This is a genomic window from Xanthomonas sp. F4, from assembly GCF_011761895.1.
Window position 1 is genome coordinate 437,965 of sequence record NZ_JAASQX010000003.1, and the last position, 21,534, is coordinate 459,498.

20 protein-coding genes are annotated in these 21,534 nt (G+C 70.1%); 9 read left to right on the forward strand and 11 right to left on the reverse strand.

The genetic code is table 11. The features are described 5' to 3' along the window. Positions 1 to 658 precede the first annotated feature (658 nt). Positions 659 to 2,068 (reverse strand): aminotransferase-like domain-containing protein, encoded by a 1,410-nt coding sequence (locus FHR66_RS14140; protein WP_160966875.1) that lies wholly within the window; start codon positions 2,066 to 2,068, stop codon positions 659 to 661. A 108-nt stretch (positions 2,069 to 2,176) separates the two neighbouring features. On the opposite strand from FHR66_RS14140, the gene FHR66_RS14145 reads away from it, so the two are divergent. Then, the gene (locus FHR66_RS14145; protein WP_160966877.1) at positions 2,177 to 2,968 is read left to right on the forward strand and encodes a PhzF family phenazine biosynthesis isomerase; all 792 of its coding nucleotides are present in this window, start codon (positions 2,177 to 2,179) and stop codon (positions 2,966 to 2,968) included. Then, the gene (locus FHR66_RS14150; RefSeq protein ID WP_160966879.1) at positions 2,965 to 3,876 is read left to right on the forward strand and encodes a DMT family transporter; all 912 of its coding nucleotides are present in this window, start codon (positions 2,965 to 2,967) and stop codon (positions 3,874 to 3,876) included. The genes FHR66_RS14145 and FHR66_RS14150 overlap by 4 nt, the downstream gene beginning before the upstream one ends. A 51-nt stretch (positions 3,877 to 3,927) precedes the next feature. Here the strand turns inward: FHR66_RS14150 and FHR66_RS14155 are convergent, their stop codons facing one another. The 3 genes from FHR66_RS14155 to FHR66_RS14165 form a co-directional block, all read right to left on the reverse strand. Further along, complete coding sequence (locus FHR66_RS14155; RefSeq protein WP_160966881.1) at positions 3,928 to 4,266, reverse strand: hypothetical protein; 339 nt, start codon at positions 4,264 to 4,266, stop codon at positions 3,928 to 3,930. Between the two features lie 82 nt (positions 4,267 to 4,348). Further along, on the reverse strand, positions 4,349 to 5,290 hold the full coding sequence (locus tag FHR66_RS14160) for a DegV family protein (RefSeq protein ID WP_160966883.1): 942 nt from the start codon (positions 5,288 to 5,290) through the stop codon (positions 4,349 to 4,351). A gap of 47 nt (positions 5,291 to 5,337) precedes the next feature. After that, entirely contained in the window at positions 5,338 to 5,967 is a 630-nt protein-coding gene (locus tag FHR66_RS14165; RefSeq protein ID WP_160966885.1) for a 2-hydroxychromene-2-carboxylate isomerase, read from the reverse strand. 314 nt (positions 5,968 to 6,281) lie between these two features. Between FHR66_RS14165 and FHR66_RS14170 the strand changes: the two genes are divergently transcribed. Then, positions 6,282 to 7,118 (forward strand): GH12 family glycosyl hydrolase domain-containing protein, encoded by an 837-nt coding sequence (locus tag FHR66_RS14170; RefSeq protein ID WP_160966887.1) that lies wholly within the window; start codon positions 6,282 to 6,284, stop codon positions 7,116 to 7,118. Positions 7,119 to 7,319: 201 nt separating this feature from the next. Here the strand turns inward: FHR66_RS14170 and FHR66_RS14175 are convergent, their stop codons facing one another. After that, the gene (locus FHR66_RS14175) at positions 7,320 to 8,609 is read right to left on the reverse strand and encodes an amidohydrolase family protein (RefSeq protein WP_160966889.1); all 1,290 of its coding nucleotides are present in this window, start codon (positions 8,607 to 8,609) and stop codon (positions 7,320 to 7,322) included. Continuing rightward, positions 8,606 to 10,006, reverse strand: coding sequence for an amidohydrolase (locus tag FHR66_RS14180; protein WP_160966890.1), 1,401 nt, complete (start codon positions 10,004 to 10,006; stop codon positions 8,606 to 8,608). Before FHR66_RS14180 ends, FHR66_RS14175 begins: the two co-directional genes overlap by 4 nt. Positions 10,007 to 10,169: 163 nt before the next feature. Here FHR66_RS14180 and FHR66_RS14185 point away from each other — a divergent pair, with 163 nt between their 5' ends. Beyond that, positions 10,170 to 10,715 (forward strand): DUF924 family protein, encoded by a 546-nt coding sequence (locus FHR66_RS14185; RefSeq protein WP_160966891.1) that lies wholly within the window; start codon positions 10,170 to 10,172, stop codon positions 10,713 to 10,715. 366 nt (positions 10,716 to 11,081) lie between these two features. On the opposite strand, the gene grxD is transcribed toward FHR66_RS14185, so the two are convergent. Further along, entirely contained in the window at positions 11,082 to 12,008 is a 927-nt protein-coding gene (grxD, locus tag FHR66_RS14190) for a Grx4 family monothiol glutaredoxin (RefSeq protein WP_160966892.1), read from the reverse strand. Positions 12,009 to 12,051: 43 nt separating this feature from the next. On the opposite strand from grxD, the gene FHR66_RS14195 reads away from it, so the two are divergent. Then, complete coding sequence (locus FHR66_RS14195; RefSeq protein ID WP_184447133.1) at positions 12,052 to 12,843, forward strand: polysaccharide deacetylase family protein; 792 nt, start codon at positions 12,052 to 12,054, stop codon at positions 12,841 to 12,843. Positions 12,844 to 12,935: 92 nt separating this feature from the next. On the opposite strand, the gene FHR66_RS14200 is transcribed toward FHR66_RS14195, so the two are convergent. The 4 genes from FHR66_RS14200 to FHR66_RS14215 all read right to left on the reverse strand — a co-directional run bounded on the left by FHR66_RS14200 (position 12,936) and on the right by FHR66_RS14215 (position 16,102). Further along, the gene (locus FHR66_RS14200; protein ID WP_160966894.1) at positions 12,936 to 13,277 is read right to left on the reverse strand and encodes a hypothetical protein; all 342 of its coding nucleotides are present in this window, start codon (positions 13,275 to 13,277) and stop codon (positions 12,936 to 12,938) included. An 85-nt stretch (positions 13,278 to 13,362) separates the two neighbouring features. Next, the gene (locus tag FHR66_RS14205; protein ID WP_160966912.1) at positions 13,363 to 14,034 is read right to left on the reverse strand and encodes a methyltransferase domain-containing protein; all 672 of its coding nucleotides are present in this window, start codon (positions 14,032 to 14,034) and stop codon (positions 13,363 to 13,365) included. Between the two features lie 60 nt (positions 14,035 to 14,094). Next, entirely contained in the window at positions 14,095 to 14,736 is a 642-nt protein-coding gene (locus FHR66_RS14210; protein WP_160966895.1) for an SGNH/GDSL hydrolase family protein, read from the reverse strand. Between the two features lie 88 nt (positions 14,737 to 14,824). Beyond that, positions 14,825 to 16,102, reverse strand: coding sequence for a pyridoxal phosphate-dependent aminotransferase (locus FHR66_RS14215; RefSeq protein WP_160966896.1), 1,278 nt, complete (start codon positions 16,100 to 16,102; stop codon positions 14,825 to 14,827). Between the two features lie 327 nt (positions 16,103 to 16,429). Here FHR66_RS14215 and rsgA point away from each other — a divergent pair, with 327 nt between their 5' ends. From rsgA to FHR66_RS14235, 4 genes are all read left to right on the forward strand, one after another. Continuing rightward, positions 16,430 to 17,557, forward strand: a complete 1,128-nt coding sequence (gene rsgA / locus FHR66_RS14220; protein ID WP_160966897.1) for a ribosome small subunit-dependent GTPase A — start codon at positions 16,430 to 16,432, stop codon at positions 17,555 to 17,557. Between the two features lie 8 nt (positions 17,558 to 17,565). Further along, positions 17,566 to 18,828, forward strand: a complete 1,263-nt coding sequence (locus FHR66_RS14225) for a flavohemoglobin expression-modulating QEGLA motif protein (protein WP_160966898.1) — start codon at positions 17,566 to 17,568, stop codon at positions 18,826 to 18,828. Between the two features lie 262 nt (positions 18,829 to 19,090). Next, positions 19,091 to 19,873, forward strand: coding sequence for a hypothetical protein (locus FHR66_RS14230; RefSeq protein WP_160966900.1), 783 nt, complete (start codon positions 19,091 to 19,093; stop codon positions 19,871 to 19,873). A gap of 683 nt (positions 19,874 to 20,556) precedes the next feature. Continuing rightward, positions 20,557 to 21,240, forward strand: a complete 684-nt coding sequence (locus FHR66_RS14235; RefSeq protein WP_160966902.1) for a type 1 glutamine amidotransferase domain-containing protein — start codon at positions 20,557 to 20,559, stop codon at positions 21,238 to 21,240. The last annotated feature ends 294 nt before the right edge of the window (positions 21,241 to 21,534 follow it).

Below are 21,534 nucleotides of genomic sequence, written 5' to 3' on the forward strand. Positions count from 1 at the left end.
GGCAGGGTGCCGCGCGCGGGGCTGTCGGTGACGCACCGGCCTTCCGCGCCGTCGCCTCTGGCCGTGCTGCACGGTGCCGGCGCGACGGCACGCGAGCAGCGCCGCCGGCCCCTTGCCGGGCGCGCAGATGACAGGCCGGTGACCACGACAGGCGCCGCGTGGCCGGTCTCGTAAACAAACAGGGGGCGCGAATCGCCCTTCACGCGGTTGTGCGACCGCGTTCGCGCCTGCTGAGACGGGCGCTGGCTAGATTGCGCAGGGTTCGCCCTCGCCACGTCCCTGGATCGGAGCCGCGCCATGTCTTGCCGTCGCATCTTGCTGCTCCCCTGGCAGCGCTGGCGTAGCCCGCTCAGCGCGGTGGCGATGCTTGCCTGCACGCTGTTTGGTGCCTGCGTGGCGTTGGCGATCGGCGCGGCGACGCCATAGCGCAAGCCGCTCCTGACTGCCGTCGATCGCGTTGCGCCGTTGCGTCGGATGACGTCACCACGGTCGTGTCCCACTGCGCGGGCGATCGCCGCGACCGGCCGGCGCTCGTGCATGGATTCGGATGCATCGCCTCGCTCGGAGGCGGGGCAGGACGCCTTGCAGTCGATTGGGAGGCAAGCGCTGGCAGCGCGTGCCTAGCGTGTGGAATGCGGCGCAGCGCTGGACGCCGAGTTCAGCGCGACAGCCGTGCAGCCAGCGCGCCCAGCCGCCGCATCGCGTGTTCCAGGGTCTCGCTCCACGGCTGGCCGCAGCTCAGCCGCAGGTGGTCGGCGTAGTCGCCGCGGCTGGAGAACAGATGCCCGGGCGAGGTGCCGATGCCCTCGGCCAGGGCGGCCTCGAACAGCGCCTGGCCACTGCCGGCGTCGGCCAGTTGCAGCCACAGCGACAGGCCGCCGGCCGGGTCGCCGATGCGGGTGCCGGCCGGCCAGTGCCGCAGCACTGCCTCGCGCAGGCGCTGGCCGTTGTCGGCCAGGGTGCGGCGCAGCTTGCGCAGGTGGCGTTCCAGGTCGTGCCGCTCCAGGTAGTCGGCCAGGGCCAGTTGCGGCAGGCTGGCGCCGCCGATGGTGGAGAAGTATTTGGCACGCACCAGCGCGTCGGTCCAGGCGCCGCCGAGCAGCCAGCCCACGCGCAGGCCGGGCGCCAGCACCTTGGAGAAGGCGCCGCAGGTGATCACGTTGCCGTGCGTGTCGAAATGGCGCAGCGGCCGTGGGCGCTGTCCCGACCAGTCGAGTTCGCCGTAGATGTCGTCCTCGATCACCACCGTGCCGTGGCGTGCGCAACTGTCGAGCAGGCTGCGCTTGGCGCTGTCGGGCGTGAGGCTGCCGAGCGGATTGTTGAAGTTCGGCACCAGCACCGCGGCGCGCGCCGGCGTGCGCTGCAGCAGCGCGTCCAGGCGCGCGGCGTCGATGCCCTGGCCGGGCCGGTTGGGCACCTCCAGCACTTTCAGCCGCAGCGCCGCCACCGCTTGCAGGATGCCGTGGTAGGTCGGGGTCTCGACCAGCACCACGTCGCCGGGCCCGGTGAGGGTGCGCAGCGCCAGGCTGATCGCCTCCATCGCGCCGGCGGTCACCACCACCTCGTCGGCGGCCACGGCGGTGGCGCAGTGCGCGTAGCGTTGCGCGATCTGCCGGCGCAGCGCGGCGTGGCCCTGCGGTGGTGCGTAGTCGAGCGCGGCGCTGCGCTGGCGGCGCAGCTGCCGCGCCAGTGCGCTGGCCAGGTGCGCGCCGGGCAGCAGCGCCGCCGCCGGCGTGGCGGTGTGCAGCGGCACCAGGTCCGAACGCGCGAGCATGTCCAGCACGCCTTGCAACGCGGGATTGGCGACTGTGCCCGGGGCGCGTCGTCGCGACGGGCCGGCGCCGGTCGGCAACGGCGTCGTCGCGGCGCGCACGAAGTAGCCGGAACGCGGCCGCGCCTGCACCCGGCCTTCGCGTTCCAGCTGCAGGCAGGCCTGCACCGCGGTGGCGGCGCTGATGCCGTGGCCGGCGGCCAGTTGCCGGATCGACGGCAGGCGCTCGCCGGCGCGCAGCGTGCCTTGCGCGATCTGGTCGCGCAACTGGCTGGCGAGGGCTTCGTACAGGCGCATGCGCGGGCCTCATCTGTATCGGTCGATTTGCAGCGTATCTGACTCTGTGCTGGTCGCCCAGCCGGGCGCACACTGGCCGCGTCCTTTCCGATTCCCGCGAGGCCGCGCGTGCAGCTGCCGCTGTTCATCGTCGATGCGTTCACCACGGTGCGGTTCCGCGGCAACCCGGCCGCGGTGGTGCCGCTGCAGGCCTGGCTGCCGGATGCGCTGATGCAGGCCATCGCCAGCGAGAACAATCTGTCGGAGACCGCGTTCTTCGTGCGCGAGGCCGATGGCGCGTTCGCGATCCGCTGGTTCTCGCCGCTGCGCGAAGTGGCGTTCTGTGGCCATGCCACCCTGGCCAGCGCCTTCGTCGTCGCCACCCAGGGCCTGGCGCCGCTGCCCTTGCGGTTCCGCGCCGCGGCGGTCGGCGAGTTGGCGGTGGACCGCGAGGCCGACGGGCGTTTCGTCCTGCGCTTCCCGAACCAGGCGCCGACCGCATTGGCGACGGTGCCGCAGGAACTCGCGCAGGCGCTGTCGATCGCGCCGCAGGCGGCGTACCGCAACGCCCAGGCCTACATCGCCGTGTACGCGGACGAAGCCCAGGTGCGTGCGGTGGTGCCGGACCTGGCGCGGATGCTGGCGCTGGCGCCGCGCGATGTCGCGGTCACCGCGCCCGGCCGCTTCCACGATTTCGTATCGCGCTATTTCTGGCCGGCCAACGGCGGCGTCGAGGATCCGGTGACCGGCTCGATCCACGCCGCGCTGGCGCCGCTGTGGGCGCAGCGCCTGGGCAAGCAGGACCTGCGCGCGTGGCAGGCCTCGGCGCGTGGCGGCGAACTGGACTGCCGGGTGACGCCGGACCACGTGCAGGTGCGCGGCGCGGCCGTGCAGTACCTGCACGGGACCATTGCGCTGTGAGCGCGGTGCAGGCAGCGCCTGCGGGCGCGGCACGGCGCGCGCTGTGGCAGTTGCTGCTGGCCGAGGTGCTGATCGGCTCGGTCGGCGTGTTCGTGCACGAGAGCGGCCAGGACCCGGTGACCGCGGTGTTCTACCGCTGCCTGTTCGGGGCGCTGTTCCTGACCGTGTGCGGCCTGCTCGGCGGACAGTTGCGCGGGCTGTGGCGCGAGCGCGCGTTGCTGCGCGACGCTGCGCTCAGCGGCGTGCTGCTGGTGCTCAACTGGGTGGCGCTGTTCGCCGGCATGGCGCGCTCGTCGATCGGCGTGGCGACCATGGTCTACCACGTGTTTCCGTTCGTCATGCTGATCCTGGCGGCGCTGTTGCAGGGCGAGCGCAGCCGGCGCTCGGACCTGGGCTGGACGCTGCTGGCCTTCGTCGGCGTGGCCTGTTCGGCCGATCCACTGCGGCTGTGGTCCAGCGCCGACCGCGGCTACCTGGTCGGCATCGCGTTGACCCTGCTCGGCGCGCTGCTGTGCGGCGCGTCGTTGCTGATGTCGCGGCGGATCAGCCGCGAGCGGCCGTTGGCGGTGGTGACGGTGCAGTGCTGGGTCGGTGCGGCGATGCTGGCCGGCTTCTCCAGCAGCGCGGCGCTGCATCCCGGACGGCACTGGTTCTGGCTGGTCGGCCTGGGCGTGATCCACAGCGGCGTGGTGTACGTGCTGTTCTACAGCGCCTACCGGCACCTGCACGTGGCGGCGATCGCGGTGGTCGCCTTCGTCTACCCACTGGTGACGCTGCTGCTGGACTACCTGCTGTACGGCCACCGGCTGGTGCCGGTGCAGTGGCTCGGCCTGGCGCTGATCGTGCTGGGGACGCTGGCGGTCAATCTGCGCTGGTCCTGGCCCCGCCGCGCGGTCGCCGCACCCTAGCGGCGCAGCGCTCGCGTCGGCCACCGCAGCGCGGCGGCCGTGCCGTTCGGCTCAGCGCACGTCGCGCAGTTCCCAGCCGCTGCCGGCGAGCAGACGCAGGCGCTGCTTGAGGATGTCGCCGGGGATGCTGGTGGTGGCGGACAGGTCGATGCGCAGATCGTCCTGGCGGCCGCTGACCCGTGCCGCCGGATCGGTCACGCCCAGGGCCGGATCCACCTCGTCCGGCTCCGGCTGCATCGCGCGCCAGCGCTCGAACCAGGCCGGGTCGCTCAGGGCGGCCTGCAACTGTTCGGCGAAGGCGTCGGCGCCGTGCGCGGTGAAGCTCAGCGACGGCTGGCTGCCGCGGGCACGGGCGGGATCGGGCAGGCTGATCGAGTAGGTGACGGCCATGGGCATCTCTTGTGGGCGGTACGAAGCGGCGCAGCCTAGCAGAGCCGGCGGCGCGCCGCCGTCGACGTGGCCGACGCGCGGATCAGCCGAAGCGCAGCGCCTCGCCGGCGAAGCCCAGCACCAGCGCGCCCTTGCCGACGTTGACCATGCCGGTCAGGCTCATCACGCTTTCCAGCAGCTCCACGCCGTGGGTGTCGCAGGCCTGGCGCAGCGCCGCGTAGCCGGGCAGGGCGTGCAGTTCCGCCAGCTCGCCGCCATAGCTCAGGCACAGCGTGGGCGTCATCAGCCCGGCCGCCACGCGTTTGGCGGCCAGGCCTAACAGCGTCTGCACGGCGTGGTCGAAGCCCTTGAGCTTGGCCACCGGCGCGGTCTCGCCGCGGTGGCAGTGCAGCACCGGCTTGATGTCCAGGGCCGAGCCGAGCGCGGCGCTGAGCAGGCCGACGCTGCGGTCGCCCTTGCTGCGCGCGCGGCTGCGCAGGTAATACAGGTCGCGCGCGATCATGTAGCCATGGGTGTGTTCGGCCAGCGTCTCCAGCCGCTCGCGGATGGCCTGCACGCCCGCGCCATCGGCACGCAACCGCACCGCCTCGACCGCCACCACCGCCTGTGCGGCGAACAGGTTCTGGGTGTCGATCACCCGCAGCGCGAACGGCGAGGCGTGGCCGGCGGCCTGACGAATCGGCTTGTAGTCGTTGAGGATGGCGAAGCCGGCCTGCTGCGCGTGGTCGTGGATCGGGCTGCGGGTCTTGGCGATGGTCAGGCAGAACACGTGGTCGTAGTCGATGACCAGCCGGCCCAGGAACAGCTCGCGGATCTGCGCCACGCTGTACGGCACGGTTTCGGCGTCGGCGCCGTGCGCGCTGACCTGCGCATGCAGGAACTCCAGCGTCGCTGCTTCGTCGCGGCGATCGGCGAGCACGGTGCCGCCGAGACGCACGCTGATCGGCAGGACCACCAGGTCGTGTCGGGCGATGTAGTCCTGCGGCAGATCGCAGGCGGAATCTACGACGATGCCGATGCGCATCCGCTGGATCTCCGGGAGGGGAAAATGTCGATGGACATGGAGACGGCTCAGGCGCCGCGCTGCACCGCGGCCGGCAGGGCGCCCAGGCGCGCCATCTCGCCGCGCTGCAGCAACTGCGGGTCGGCCAGCACCGCGCGCATCAGCGCGTGTGCGTCGTTGCCCCACAGCAGGGTGTCGTCGATCTGCAGGGTCGGCACGCCGAATACGCCGGCCGCCAGCGCCTGCTCGGTGTTGGCGCGCAGTTGCGCCTTGACCTGAGCCTCGGCGGTGGCCGCGGCCACGTCGGCGATGCCCAGCGCCTGGCCGACCGGCGCCAGCGCCGTGGCGTCGTCGCCGGCGTGGCCATCGCGCCACAGCCAGTCGAAGATCGCGTCGATGGCTTGCGGCGTGGTCCCGGCAGCAATGCACAGGCGCAGCGCGGTCAGCGGATTGAACGGGTGCGCCGGCGGAAAGCGCAGCGGCACGCCCTGCTGCTGCGCCTGCCACTGCACGAAGCGATAGGTGAACTCGCGCTTGTGCGGCACCTCGGCCGGCCCGCGCGCCTGCAGCTGCGCCAGCACCGCGCCGAACACGATCGGCACCGGCCGGATCCGGTCGAACTCCGGAAGCGTTTTCACCTGCTGCCAGTGCAGATAGGAAAACGGCGAGATGAAATCGAAGTACCAGCGCAACGTCATCGTGCTTCTCCGCAATGACCCATCAGCTTATCGCGACGTCGTGCCCACTGCGACTCGCTGCGCATGGTGCAGTGCGGAATGCTGGTGCCGCTTCGGCGTCGCGACGACAGCGCTGCGTAGACGATGCCCTGGCGAAAATCTCGCCGGCACGAGATACCTGTGAAGCGCCCCACGCCCGCGGCCTGGATCGCGGTAGCGCTATTGCGCTGGCGCATGGCGCGCGCGGGTCTTGTCATAGCTCGTGGCGCGCATGCCTTGCTAGCGTCCGCCGCGGCAGCACCTTCGCTGCCCCTGCACGCCCAGGAGAGACCGCCATGCACGCTTCCGCTCCCGTTTGCGCCGCCGCCGCTTCGCCGCGCCTTCCCGCCACCGTTGCACCGTCACTGCGCGGCCGCATGCGGTCCGTGCGCGCGCTGCTCGCCGCGGCCCTGTTCGCCGCTGCGCCGATGGCGCTGGCCGGGCCCTACCAGGTCTACGGCAACCAGTACGCCTGGGTGAACAACTTCAACGATCCCAACAACGTCATCCAGGGCACCTTCCACAGCGGCAGCACGCCGAGCATGACCGTGACCTTCAATTTCCCCAACGCCAGCCTGTACGGCTATCCGGCGATCCTGCGCGGCTCGCACTACGGCTTCAATCCCACCTCCGACCGCACTTTCCCGCGGCAGGTCTCGGCCTTGCGCTCCTTGCCGGCGACCTTCGCGTACTCGTCCGGCGGCAGCAACCTGGCCGGCGATTTCGCCTACGACCTGTTCTTCCGCTGGGACAGCACGGTCTCCTCCAGCGCGATCCCGCAGGCCGAAGTGATGATCTGGGGCGGCCACAACTCGTATCCGATCGGCACGCTCACCGCCAGCAACGTCATCAGCGCCGGCGGCTACACCTTCGATCTGTGGGAAGGCATGAACAGCGCCGCCGGCTACTACGTCTACACCTTCATTCCGCACAACACCGCCGGCCAGCCGACCCTGCCGAGCAACGGCAATCTCAACATCGACATCAAGCCGTTCCTCAACTGGCTGCACACCAACCGCGCGAAGGACGGGCGCTTCAGCAACGCGATGTACCTGCACGTGGTCGAGGCCGGCTTCGAGGTGGTGCGCGGCAACGGCTGGGCCTGGATCCAGGCCAACATCGGCGCCAACTGAGCGCACGGCGTCGGCGCTCGCGCGACCGACGCATCGATCCGCGCATCGGTTGGTCGCGGCCTGTCGCGGTCGGTGCGTCGCGCGTGCGTCTTTCGCGCGGCAGGCGTATGCGGCATGGTACGGCGCATCGCCGCTCGCGCACGTCGTCGCCAGCGACGTGCGGCACGCCTGGGCAATGCCGCACCTGCGCCGCCGGCGACGCTAGTGGCTGTAGGCCTTCGGCAGCGCGCCGCTCTGCTGCATGTAGCGGTCGCGCAGTTCGGTCTGCCGCGAGCGCATCGGGATGGCGCGGCCGCCCAGCCAGACCTGCTCGGCGTAGTGCGCCACGTCCAGCGGATCGCCTTCCCACAGCACCAGGTCGGCGAGCTTGCCGGGGGCGATGCTGCCCAGGCGGTCACCCACGCCGAAGGCCTCGGCCGGGACACGAGTCAGGCCGGCCAGGGCGGCATCCCACGGCAGCCCGTGGGCGACCGCGTTGCCGGCCAACTGCCGCTGCTTGCGCGCGTTGTGCGCGCCGTCGCCGCCCTGGGTGAAGCTCACCGCCACGCCGGCGGCATTGAGGCGTGCGGCGTTCTCCAGGGTGGCACCGATCTGGTCGAAGCTGGCCGGCAGGTCGTCCAGTGCGTTGACGAACACCGGTACCTGCGCCTTTGCCAGTTCCGGCGCCAGCTTCCAGGCCTCGTCGCCGCCGGCGATGGCGATGCGCACCTTCTCGCGCTGCGCCCAGCGCAGCAGCTGGCGGATGTCGGCCGCCCGGTTCACCGTCACCACGATGCGGCCCTGGCCGGCAAGGTAGCGCGCCAGCACCGCGTGTCCGGCCGGGGTCAACAGCGCATGCGGCGAATCGGCGGGCATGCGCCCACGCGCTTCGGCCACCAGCTGGTCGAGCAGCATCCACTGCGCCGCGCGCGACTTGCCGCTCAGTTCCAGCGCATCGCTGCCCAGGTGCAGGTACAGCGCACGCGGGCCGATCGGGTCGGCGCCGCCGTCCAGGCGCATCACCGCGCCCTGGCCGGCGACGAAGGCACCGCCGGTGTTGGCGCCCAGCGCGGTGAAGCCGATGCCTTCCACCCGCGCGACCGGAATCAGCACCGACTCGGGGTTGTAGGCCAGGGTCACGTCGAACTCCGGACGCATCGGCTGGTCGTGCGGCAGGGTCAGCGTGCTGTCGACGGTGGAGGCCTCGCCGGAGACCTCCTCGATGCCGATCTCGGTGATGCCGCCGAACAGCGCCGGGGTCAGCGGGCGGCCCCTGGCCTCCACCACGGCCACGCCGGCCGGCGCGCTCAGGCCGGGGCCGACCGCGCGGATCACCCCGCCCTGGACCAGCACGTCGGCATTGGCGAGGGTGCCGCGGGCGCTGGCGGTGTGCACGGTGGCGCCGCGGATCAGCACGTCCTGGGCGAAGCCGGGCGCGCTGCCGAGCAGCAGGCAGGCGGCCAGGGCCAGGCGCTGCGCCAGGCGGTGGGGCGAGGGTAGGGCGCGGCTCATCGGGCAGCCTCCTGGCCGAGCATGAAATCGGAGGTGGGTTGCAGGCGGCGGTCGGCGCGGTCGTAGACCTGCGCGCCGTCGATGTAGACCTTGTCGGCCAGGGCGTAGGAGCTGAAGGGGTTGCCGTTCCACACCACCACGTCGGCCATCTTGCCCGGCTCCAGCGAACCGGTCTGCTTGTCGATGCCCAGCGCCTTGGCCGGGTTGCTGGTCAGCCAGCGGATCGCGCGTTCGGGCGGGATGTCCATGCCGGCGCGGCGGCCCGCGGCCACCGCCTTGGCCGCTTCCTGGTTGAGCCGCTGGATGCCTTCCTCCGAGTCCGAGTGCACGATCGCGCAGCCGTTGGCGGGGCGGTCGACCAGGGCGATGTTCTCCTGGATGCCGTCGAAGGCCTCCATCTTGAAGCCCCACCAGTCGGCCCACAGTGCGCCGCAGACATTCTCCTGGGCCAGGCGGTCGGCGATCTTGTAGGCCTCCACGCCGTGGTGGAACGCGGCGATCTTGAAGCCGAACTCCTTGGCCAGGTCGAGCATGGTGGTCATCTCGTCGGCGCGGTAGCAGTGGATGTGCACGCGGATGTCGCCGTTGATGGCGCCGGCCAGCGTGTCCAGCTTCAGGTCGCGTTTGCCGCCGCTGTCGCCGCTGCTGTCGTTGTCGCCGGCGCCGCGGCTCCACCAGTGGCGCTTGGGCGGGCTCTTCTGCTTCGGCGCGTTCTTGCGCAGGTATTCGCTGGCGTCGATGAAGGCCGCGCGGTAGCCGGCGACGTTGCCCATGCGCGTGGACGGGCCGCCTTTCTCGCCGTACACCCGCTTAGGGTTCTCGCCGCAGGCCATCTTCAGGCCCCACGGCGCGCCGGGGAACTTCATCGCCTGGTAGGTGGTGGCCGGCACGTTCTTGAGGGTGACGCCGCGGCCGCCGACCAGGTTGGCCGAGCCGGGCAGCACCTGCAGCGCGGTGACGCCGCCGGCCAGCGCGGTGCCGAAGCCCGGATCCTGCGGCCAGATCGAATGTTCGGCCCATACGTTCGGGGTTACCGGCGCAGTCGCCTCGTTGCCGTCGCTGTGCGCGCTGACGCCCGGGCTGGGATACACGCCCAGGTGCGAATGCACGTCGATGATGCCGGGCGTGACCCACTTGCCGTGGCCGTCGATGCGGGTGGCGTTGGCCGGCGCGGTCAGTGCGCGGCCGACCGCCTGCACGCGCCCGTCCTGCAGCAGCACGTCGGCATCGTCCAGGCGCTCGCCGGTGCCGGTGAGCACGGTGGCGTGTTCGATCAGCACCGGCACCGAGGGCAGCGCACGGTAGGTGCTGGGATAGGGATCGTCGACGAAACGCGAGGCGGCAGCGGCCGGGCCGCACAACGCCACGCCCAGGCAGGCGAGCAACAGATGACGCATCGAATTTTCCCCGGAAGATGGACGCGGCCGTTGCGGCCGTGCCCGCACGCTAGCCCGAGCCGGCGCGCTTGCCAAGTGCGGCTGCGGCATCGACGTGGCCGGCTGCACCGGACCGCGACGCCGGACCTGCTATGCAGGCCGATTGCCGCCCATGGAAATTGCGATGACCGACACCCCTGCGCGTACCGTCGTGGACTTCTGGCGCAGCGCCGGCCGCGAACGCTGGTTCGCCGCCAACGACTCCTTCGACGCCAACGTCCGCCAACACCTGCTGGAGGTGCACCACGCCGCCGCGCGCGGCGAACGCGGCGACTGGCTGGCCGACGCCGAGGGCGCGCTGGCGCTGCTGCTGTTGCTCGACCAGGTGCCGCGCAACGTGTTCCGCGGCAGCGCGCACGCCTTCGCTACCGACGGCCTGGCCTGCCGCTACGCCGACCGGGCGCTGGCGGCCGGGTTCGACCAGGAGACCGAAGCGGAACTGCGGATGTTCTTCTATCTTCCCTACACACATGCCGAGGACGCCGCGCGGCAACGCCAGGCGGTGGAACTGTTCAGCGCGCTCGGCGACGCGGAGTCGCTGCAGTGGGCGGTGGTGCACGAGGACGTGATCCAGCGCTTCGGCCGCTTCCCGCACCGCAATGCGGCGCTGGGGCGCATGACGACGCCGGAAGAGCAGGCGTTCCTGGATGCGGGTGGGTTCGCTGGTTGAGGGAGCAGGACCTACGCGTTCGCCACTTCATGCGGACGAAGCCAATGGCGCGTCGGGTGTCACTGCAGTCGGGACTGAAGTCCCTCCCACAGGGAGCGCCGGACTTCGGTGCTGCCGTCAGCACTTGCGCAAGACGCCAGGCGAGTGTGTGCCCAGGGTAGGAGCGGCTTCAGCCGCGACCTGGCCTTACCGGTAAAGCTCGGTCGCGGCTGAAGCCGCTCCTACGCGTGCGCGCGTGTGCGTGTTTGCGTGTTTGCGTGTTTGCGCGCTGTGGCGATCGCGGCACGCGGGCACAAAAAAGGGCGATCGTTCGATCGCCCTTTCGACGCGTCCACACTGGACGCAAACCAGCACGAGGTGCGTGGCTCAGTACTTCGGCACGCTGCCGTCGACCTGGTCGGTCCAGGCGTCGATGCCGCCGACCACGTTGTGCACCTTCGTGAAGCCAAGCGAACGGAAATGCTCGGCCGCCTGCCCGCTGCGGCCACCGTGGTGGCACAGGAAGGCCAGGGCGGTGTCCTTCGGCAGCGCTTCCAGTTGCGCACGCTGCTCGCCGTCGAGGGTGCGGAACGGCACGTTGACCGCCGCCGCCGCGCGCTCTTCCGGCGGGCGCACATCCACCAGGATCAGGCCACCGGCGCGCACCCGGTCGTCGGCGTCGCGCGGGCTGAGGTCCAGCACCGGCTTGGGCGCGTTGGGATTGTCGATCGCCAGGCCGCGACCGCGCAGGTCGTCCACCCAGTCGATGGTGATGCCGTCGGCGCGACGCGCACTGCCCAGGTCGAACTGCACGCGCAGACCGTTGGACTCGGCGGCGATGGCGTTGGGATCGGTCGGCGCCAGCTGGAAGTTCGGCTGGAACTGCGCGTCGATCGCCAGCGCCAGGCTCGCGCCCGGAGCGTCGGCCAGCGCGCCGCGCAGCATCTCGGCGGCGGCGTCGGTGATGGTGATCGAGGGCGGAGTGCGGTCCGGCGCGGCCACGCCCAGCAGTTCGCTCAGTTCGCCGCTGCCGGCCATCTGCAGGATGATGTCGCTGCCGCCGACCAGCTCGCCGTCCACGTACAGCTGCGGGATGGTCGGCCAGTCGCCATAGACCTTGATGCCCTCGCGGATGTCCTGGTCGGCCAGCACGTTGACGTGGGCGAAGTCGACGCCGAGCTCGTTCAGCGCGCCCACCGCCTTGGCGGAGAACCCGCACTGCGGCATGCTCGGCTGGCCTTTCATGAACAGCACGACGCGGTTGGAGCTGAGCAGCGTTTCGATACGGGAGCGCAGGGCGGGGTCGAGGGACATGGCAGGCAGTCGTCGCAGAGTCGGACCGGTCATTCTACGCCGCATGGCATCATGGGGCATGACAGTTCCGGAAACGCTGCATCGCATCCCGCGCCACCCGTATCGCTGGCTGCCCTGGGCGCTGGCCTCGCAGGTGCTGGTAGCGGCGCTGTGGTGGGCCTACGGTTGGCGGGTCGGGCTGCCGGCGCTGCTGCTGTCGCACGCAGCGCTGGTGCTGCCGGTGTTCCTGCCGCGGGCGCGGCTGTACGCGCCGGTGCTGGACCGCCTGCCCGGCAGCGCGCCGCAGGTGTGGCTGACCATCGACGACGGCCCCTCCGACGACACCGCGGCGATCCTGGACCTGCTCGATCGCTATCAGGCCAAGGCCACCTTTTTCCTGGTCGGCGCCCGCGCCGCCGCGCGCCCGCAGCTGGTGCGCGAGATCCTGCGCCGCGGCCACGGCATCGGCAACCACAGCCAGCACCATCCGCAAGCCTGGTTCTGGGCCCTGGGGCCGCGGCGCATGGCGCAGGAAATCGGCCAGGCGCAGCAGACGCTGGCGGCGATCGCCGGCACCGCGCCACGCTGGTACCGCTCGGTGGTGGGCATGACCAATCCCTTCGTCGCCGCACCGCTGCGCCGGCATGGCCTGACCCGGGTGGCCTGGAGCGCGCGCGGATTCGATGGCGTGCGCTGCGACCCCGCGGTCACCGTCGCGCGCATCGCCCGCGACCTGCGGCCCGGCGCCATCGTGCTGCTGCACGAAGGCGCGGCGCACGGGCACAACCCGGCGATCGTGGAGGGCGTGTTGCAGGCGATGCGCGAGCGCGGCCTCGGCAGCGCATTGCCGGGCTAGCGCCGCCAGTCGGCGCGATGGCCATGCCGAGCGCCGACCGACCATGCCGGTAGGCCCGCGCCGCGTCGCCCGCGGCGTGCGGTTCGCGGGACTCAGCCGCCCTGGACGAGCCCAAAAACGATCAGCGCGGTGATGCCGACCAGGGTCGCGACCGCGAAGACCAGGCCGAGCACACCGTACAGTTTCCTGCGGTCGCGTTGGAACAGGCAGCCGATGCCGAGCGCTGCGGCGGCCAGTTCGGCGATCACGCCGACCATCATCGCCATGCCGACCAGCATCGCCAGCGGTGCGTCTTCGTCCAGGCTGGCGGGCTGGTAATACACCAGCGCGGCGGAGACGCCGACCAAGGCCAGGGTCAGAACGGCAGCGATCAGGCTGACCGCAAACGCGGCGATGCCGAGCCCGGAATAGGGCGGAAGCGTGGGGGATGTCATGGGGATTCCGTGGGGGGGGAGGAGCGTCGCGCCGCCGAGGCGCGCAGGCGTGGGGAGGCGGCTTGCGCGCGCGGCAGGGGCCGCCTCAGCGCGGCTCCGCCACGATCAACCAGTTGTTGAACGGCGTATTGCCGTACAGCGGCGCGAAGCTGGCGCGCAGGCCGGCGTCGTCGAGCTGGGCCTGCAGGCTGTCGCGGGTGGGGTAGGCCTTGGGCAACTCCTGCATCCAGCCGGCCAGGTGCGCGAGCACGTCGGTGATGCGGCTGGTGCGGCCGCGGCCGCTGGCATCGCCCAGGCCGCTGCGGATCACCAGCTTGGCGCCGGGCGTGAGCATCCGCGCCACGCTGCGGATCAGGTTGGACTGCATGTCGCGGTCCAGGTACTGCAGCACGTCCAGGATCGCGACGCTGCCGTGGTGCTCGGGCCAGGACTGGCCCAGGTCGACGACCGCGAACTGCGTGTCCTGCAGCCCGTTGCGCGCGGCGATGGCCGCGGCGCGGCGGATCTTGGCCGCATCGATGTCCACGCCGTGGTAGCGCTGGCGCTGGCCGTCGGCGCGCAGCGCGTGCGCGAGCAGACCCAACCCGCAGCCCAGGTCCAGCACCGGCGCGTCGGTGCCGCGCAGCGCGGCGAGCACACCGGGATACAGCGGATCGGTGCGCAGCTTGGTGCGCGTGTAGTAGTAGTCGTAGCGGTTGCCCAGCGGATGCGTGGGCAGGAAGGCACGGGCGATGGCCAGGGCCTGCGGGCGGGTCATGGGCTGGGTGGTGCTGGCGTCGCGCAATGTCGGTCCTTGGCAGCGGGCGTCGTGTGCTAGTTAGGCTAACGCATCGCGGGCCGCCGGCAACAGCAGCGCGGTCCAGCGCGCATACATTGCCGTCGAGGGATGCAGCCCGTCGGCCGCCAGCATCGCCGGAGCGCCACCGCCATCGCGGCTGCAACCGGTGATGTCGACGAAGCGCACCGCGCGTGCGGCGCAGCAGGCCTGCGCGGCAGCGTTGAAGGCATCGATCTGCACGGCGATGCGCGCCGGATCGTGCGCGGGCGGCTGTGCGAAGGCGGTCACGCCCCAGTCCGGGATCGACACCGCCAGCACCCGCTGCGGCCGCGCGTCGGCGAAGGCAATCGCGCGCTGCAGCAGCGCGTCGAACTGCGCGCGGTAGTCGTCGAGCGGATAGCCGCGGTACTGGTTGTTGACGCCGACCAGCAGCGTCACCAGGTCGAACGGTCCCTGCGGCGCGGCTGCATCGATGCCGGCGTCCAGTTCGTCGGTGGTCCAGCCGGTAGTGGCGACGATCTGCGGATCGGCCAGGGCAATGCCGTCGCGGCGCAGCGCCGCGGCCAGTTGCATCGGCCAGCGTCCGTCGGCGTCAACGCCTTCGCCGATCGTGTAGGAATCGCCGAGCGCCAGGTAACGCAAGTGCGCGTGGTGCTGGGGCGCCGAAATGGATGCGTTCATCGCGCAGCGACCGTCGAAACATGGCCGCTCATGTGCTCAGCCGCGCCAACCGGCGCGCCTTGCCCATTCCCGCTTCCCCATTTCCGATTCACCGCCCCACAGCCGCCCGCGGCTTCAGCGGCACCACCTTGGTGGCATCCTCGGCACGGCGCGCCAGCACCCGGTCGATGCGCGCGAACACCTCGCGCATCGTGGCCGCCTCCGGCAGCAGGGTGACGCGGAAATGGTGCCGGTAGGGCACGTTGAAGCTGGAGCCGGGCACCACCAGCACGCCTTCCTGTTCCATCAGTTCCAGGGCGAAGGCGTGATCGTCGAACCCACGCGCTGCGGCGCCGACCACGGCCGGGAACGCGTACAGCGCGCCGGCCGGCTGCACCAGCGACAGGTGTTCACTGGCCGCGCAGGCCTCGATCACCGCGCGGCGGGTTTCGTACAGGCGCCCGCCGGGTGCGCACAGCGGCGAAATCGTGTCCGGGCCGTTGACCGCGGCATCGATCGCGAACTGGCCGGGGACGTTGGCGCACAGGCGCAGCGCGCCCAGCAGGTCCATGGCGTTGCGGAAATCGCCGACGCGCTCGGCGTCGCCGGACAGCAGCGCCCAGCCCACGCGCCAGCCGCAGGCGCGGTGCACCTTGCTCAGGCCACCGAAGCTGATGCACGGATGCGCGCCGGCCAGCGGCGCCACCGACACGAATTCCGCAGCGTCGTACAGCACCTGGTCGTAGATCTCGTCGACCATCAGCAGCAGGTTGTGCTTGACCGCGATGGCGACGATCTTCTCCAGCAACGCGCGCGAATAGCTGGCGCCGCTGGGGTTGTTCGGGTTGATCAGCACGATGGCGCGGGTGCGCGAGGACACCAGCGTCTCGATCTCCACCGGGTCGGGCTGGAAGCCGTTCTCCGGCGCGCAGCGGTAGTACACCGGGCGGCCGTCGTTGAGGATGGTGGCGGCCGACCACAGCGGGTAGTCCGGCGAGGGCACCAGCACTTCGTCGCCCGGGTTGAGCAGCGCGCGCAGCGACAGATCGATCAGCTCGCTGACGCCGTTGCCGACGAAGATGCGGTCCGGGTGCGCGTCCGGATGCTGGCGCCGGGCGTAGGCCGCGGCGATCGCCTCGCGCGCCTCCGGCAGGCCCTGCTGGTGGGTGTAGGGATCGGTGCGACCCATGTCGTCGGCGATCGCGCGCTGCAGATGTTCCGGGGCACGGAAGCCGAACGCGCCGGGATTGCCGATGTTGAGCTTGATCAGCTTGCGCCCCTGGGCCTCCAGCTCGCGGGCTCGCCGTGCCAGTTCGCCGCGGATCTCGTAGCGGACTTCGGACAGGCGTTCGCGGATCGCGAGCGGCTTGATCGGCAGGGTGGGCATCGCATTGGCCGGTGGGGCGTGGGACCTGCATGGTAGCGGAAATGTGACACCGCGGCGGGGCGGAGGGGCGCCGTGGTGGCGGGCCGTCTACGGCGACTGGCCTCCACGCTCGGCGCTGCAACGGGCGCGGCGCGTGGCTGGCCCGCGTGGCGCCAACACACGTGTCGCGCGGGTCCTGCGCTGTCGCTGGCCAATCCCGGGAAGCCACCCTGCCGCGCGCCGTATCGTCGCGGCGAGGCGGTCAGCCACGCCAGGCGCCACCCTGCGCGTTTGCCGGCGGACGCACTGCGCTCACCTCAAGCGTGGCGCACCCTCTAGAATCCGCGCATGACCTCCTCCCCGATCGACTTCGACGCGTTGCGCCCCATCGGCTGGCCCTGGCCCGGAATGCCCGAGGAGCCGGCCTGGCGCGCGTTGTTCGACGCGCATCCGCAGGCGCGGCCGGCGCGGGTGGTGGAGCAGCACCGCACCGGCTACGTGGTCGCCGACGCGGTGGACACCGGCTTCAAGGTCGAATCGCTGCCGGACTGGCAGCGGCCGCGCTTTCCCAGCCACGAACGCGCCGCGGTCGGCGACTGGGTGTTGCTGGAGGACACGCGCATCGTCGCGTTGCTGCCGCGGCGCACCGCGATCAAGCGCGGCGCCGCCGGCGAGCACTACCACCAGCAGGTGATCGCGGCCAACATCGATACGGTCTTCATCGTCTGCGGCCTGGATGCGGACTTCAACCCGCGCCGGATCGAGCGCTATCTGCTGCTGGTCGGCGGCGGCGGTGCGGCGCCGGTGGTGGTGCTGACCAAGGCCGATCTCACCGAATACGCAGACGACGCGCTGGCGGTGCTGGAGGAACTGGCGGCGCAGTCGATTCCGCTGCTCACGGTCAACGCGCGCCAGGCCGACAGCGTCGACGCGCTGCGGCCGTGGCTGGGGCCAGGGCAGACCGCGGTGCTGGTGGGCTCGTCCGGTGCCGGCAAGTCCACCCTCACCAACACCTTGCTCGGCGTGCAGAAGATGCGCACTGCGGCGGTGCGCGCCACCGACTCGCGCGGCCGCCACACCACCACCCATCGCGCGCTGCTGCCGCTGCCGTCCGGCGCCTGCCTGATCGACACGCCCGGGATGCGCGAACTCAAGCCCACCGGCGAGGAAGACCTGGCCGAAGGCGGTTTCGCCGACATCGAGGCGCTGGCCGCGCAGTGCCGCTTCAACGACTGCGCGCACCTGGCCGAACCGGGCTGTGCGGTGCAGGCTGCGATCGAGCGCGGCGAGATCGAGGAGGCGCGGTTGGCCAATTACCTGAAGCTGCGCGACGAGGTCGCTGGCGCCGCCGGCAAGCTGGCGCAGCGCCAGGCGCAGAACGCGGCCGCCGGCCGCAGCGGCAAGCCCAGCGGCGGCAAACCGGGTGGCGGCAAACCAGGTGGCAAGCGGCCGCCACCACGCACCCTGCGCCGCTGACGCCAGTCGTGGCCAAGCGCGCACTGCCCACCGAGATCCGCCACCACGCCGCGCTCGATGTGCGGCTGGTCAAGGCGGTGCGCGGCATCCGGCTGTTGGCCCTGGCCAGTTGGCCGGTGGCGTTGCAGGCGCCGTTCCTGGAGAGCGTGGCGCGCGGGCAGCCGCAGTTGCCGCAGGTGGACTACCCCAGGCTGGATTTCACCGACACCCGCCGCGAGTTGGCGGCGATCGCCCAGGCCGCCGATCCGGCGCATCCGCTCGGTGCCTACCTGCAGGCCTCGGTGCACAGCTGGGATCTGGCCGCGGCCCTGCTGGAAGCGCTCGGCACGCCGGCGGTGGGCACGTACTCGGCACAGTTGTTCGGGGTGCCGGACGACCCGATGCCTGGTCACGGTCCCACCACCCGCGAGGCCGCCGGCCACTTCATCCGCATCGCCCAAGAGCTGGACCGCGAGCTGTTCTCGGCCGAGGAACAGGTGCCGGTCTCGGCCACCGCGTTGCGCCTGCTGCTGCAGCGCGACCTGGATGAGTTCTTCGGCACGCGGGTGATCACGGTGGAACTGGATCCGGACCTGCTGGCCAAGGCCGCCGCCGGCGCGCAGCGCATCCGCCTGCGCTCCGGCGCGCACTTCAGCGACTACGACCGCGCGCAACTGTTCCACCACGAGGCGCTGGTGCATTCGCTGACCGCGCTCAACGGCCGGCAACAGGCGCAGTTGCCGAGCCTGGCGCTATCCTCGCCGCGCACGACCGCCACGCAGGAGGGGCTGGCGACGTTCGCCGAGCAGATCACCGGCAGCATCGACATCGCGCGGATGAAGCGGATCAGCCTACGCATCGAGGCGATCGCGCTGGCCCGCGACGGTGCCGACTTCATCGAGGTGTTCCGCTATTTCGATGCGGCCGGCCAGTCGCCGGCGGAGAGTTTCTCCTCGGCGCAGCGGGTGTTCCGCGGCGTGCCGACCACCGGCGGCGCTGCCTTCACCAAGGACACCGTGTACCTGCGCGGGCTGGTGTCGGTGCATACCTTCTTCCGCCAGGCGCTGCAGCGCGATCGGCTGCCGCTGTGCCGCTGGCTGTTCGCCGGCAAGATGGCGCTGGAGGATGTAGCCGCGTTCGCGCCGCTGTTCGAGTCCGGGGTGCTGTCGCCGCCGCGGTGGTTGCCGACGTGGGTGGCACGGGCGAGCGGCCTGGCCGGGATGCTGGCGTTCTCGCTGTTCGCCAACCGCATCCGCATGGACCAGGTGGAGCAGGGATCGCTCCAGAAATGAAGGAGTTGCCGCTGCGGGGCGGCATTCGGAGCGACGCAGCCGCGTGGACGATTGCACGCGTCGAATGCGACTGCATTGTTCCTGGGGCTATCGCAACCTCGCATTGCGGGCAGTCGGCCGTTTGTTGCTTAAAGAAACGAAAGGAAGTCCGAGGCATTTTCTCTGGCAAGAACGATGGTTTGCTCATGTCCGTCTTGCTTGTAGAAAGAAGAATTAAGTACTTATGCTGGGTCGTGCACTTATCGCCAATCAGGAGGCTCGCGTGTCTATGATGGAAGGCAAGGATAGTGATGTGGGGGCCGCTGGCGTCATCGCGCAGTTGCGCAGGCAAAATAGAATTCTGAAGATCTTTTCGGCTGTGGCGTTCGCTCTTCCTTTGGGGCTAATGCTGATGGGTGCCCGAAGCCCTGCCGGCAAGCAGGTATTTTCCGAGATCGATGTCAAACGCATCAATATCGTCAATGAGGATGGGTCGAGATCCATGGTGTTGGCTGCCCGCGGTTTGCTGCCCGATCCGGTGATGGACGGGAAGGTCATGAAAACCGAAAGGAGCAAGATGCCTGGAATGCTCTTCTATAACGGTGTAGGCGACGAGGTCGGTGGGCTGATCTATGACGGCAACGTCGACAAGGATGGGCAGCCCAATGGTGGCGTGCATCTTTCGATGGATCGCTATGGCGGAGATCAGCAGCTGGCGCTGCATCACTACGAGGAAGACGGATTCATGGAAACCGGCCTTTCCGTGTTTGATCGCGGACTCTCTAAACAGTACGAGGGGATATATGAAAAGTATCTGGCTGCTCCAGAAGGACCGGAGAAGGATGCGTTGTTGAAGCAATGGAAGGATGCGGGCGGCCAGCAGACGCAGAGACTATTTGTCGGACGTACTCGCGGAAAATCGTCCGCTGTCATTCTTGCGGACAATTCCGGAACGCCCAGGATCGTCATGTCCGTTTCTCCCGGCGGCAAGGCGTCGTTGGACTTTATGGATGACAAGGGTGACGTCATTCAGAGTCTCCCGGAAACGTTCGTCGTGAAGAAGTAGCTGCATGCTCAAGAGTCGCTATCGAACAAGATAAGGCTGGCCAAGAGGGAAGATGTGGAGGGATGTGTGTCATGGTCGGGCTTTCCTTGCATCGATGATGTCCTGTGTGGATGTTCTCGACGGCGGAAAGCCGCTGCCGAAGAACACTTTTTCGGCTTTCTGTGCCCTCCAGGCCGAGCCGTAGGCCCTGCTGATCCAGCGGTGGGGTGGGGCCCTGTCGTGGCCGTCGCGACTGCATCGCCATGTGCGGTGCATGTCGTGGAGCTGCTGGCTTGACCGTGTATCTCTCCTGGCCATGCCGAGTTCGATGCGTGGCTGCGCGCGTACGCAGCGCACCATCGCCCGCATCGCGCCGATGCTGCACGCCATGCGGCTCACCTGGATCGAAGCCCAGAGCGTAGCGATGGCGCCAACGCCCGTCGGTATCCGAGTGCTGGCATCGGCGGCCGATGGCCGATTCGTCCTGGGCGAGGTCGTGTTTTACTCCCCGATCATCTCGCTCGTACGCCGCCGTAGCGGATCTATAGGTTGGCGTCGTAGCGGGTGGCGTCGGCGGGCTTGCGGCATCGAGCGTTTGACTGAACGGTGCCGCGTGACGCTCACCCGCCGCGAATGTGTGGCTGCCGATACTGCGGCGCCTGGCCTGCCCCCGCATGGCCGCTTCCCCTCACGAGGAGACCCGCATGAAGATCCTGATGGTGCTGACGTCGCACGACCGGCTGGGCGATACCGGCAAAAAGACCGGCTTCTGGCTGGAAGAATTCGCCGCGCCGTACTACACGTTCAAGGATGCCGGCGCCGAGATCACGCTGGCCTCGCCCAAGGGCGGGCAGCCGCCGCTGGACCCGAAGAGCGATGCGCCGGACGCGCAGACCGAAGCCACGCGCCGCTTCAAGGACGACCCGGCGGCGCAGCAGCAATTGGCCAGCACCCAGCCGCTGGCGTCGGTGCGCATGGACGATTACGACGCGCTGTTCTATCCGGGCGGCCACGGCCCGCTGTGGGACCTGGCCGAAGACCGCGATTCGATTGCCCTGATCGAAGCATTTGCGCGTGCCGACAAGCCGATCGGCTTCGTCTGCCATGCGCCGGGTGTGCTGCGTCGGGTGACCGCGGCCGATGGCGCGCCCCTGGTGAAGGGCCGCCGCGTCACCGGCTTCACCAATGGCGAGGAAGCCGCGGTCGGCCTGACCGACGTGGTGCCGTTCCTGGTCGAGGACGAACTGCAGCACCTGGGCGGGCAGTACAGCAAGGTCGCCGACTGGGGCGTGCATGTGGTCGAGGACGGCCGCCTGGTCACTGGGCAGAATCCGGCCTCGTCCGAAGCGGCGGCCGAGGCCTTGCTGGGAATGCTGCGCGGCAAGTGAGTGCTCGCCGATCGCGATGATGGCGAGGCGGCTTGCCATTGGTATGGGGCGCTTCGGTTCCCCTTAGTGCGATGGTGCAGCGGTTGAAGTGCACCTTCGTTAGCCGTTTCCTTATCACTCCGCCGGACGCAGCTTGCTTTGTCCTTGTAGGAGCGGTTTCAGCCGCGACGGGCGTTCCCATTAACGCTGGTCGCGGCTGAAGCCGCTCCTTGTATCTGGACCTGGCGCCCTTAAACAGGCGTCATGTCTTCCGACTGATCATCGGAGGAGGTGTGGGAAGTCCAGTCGCTCCTG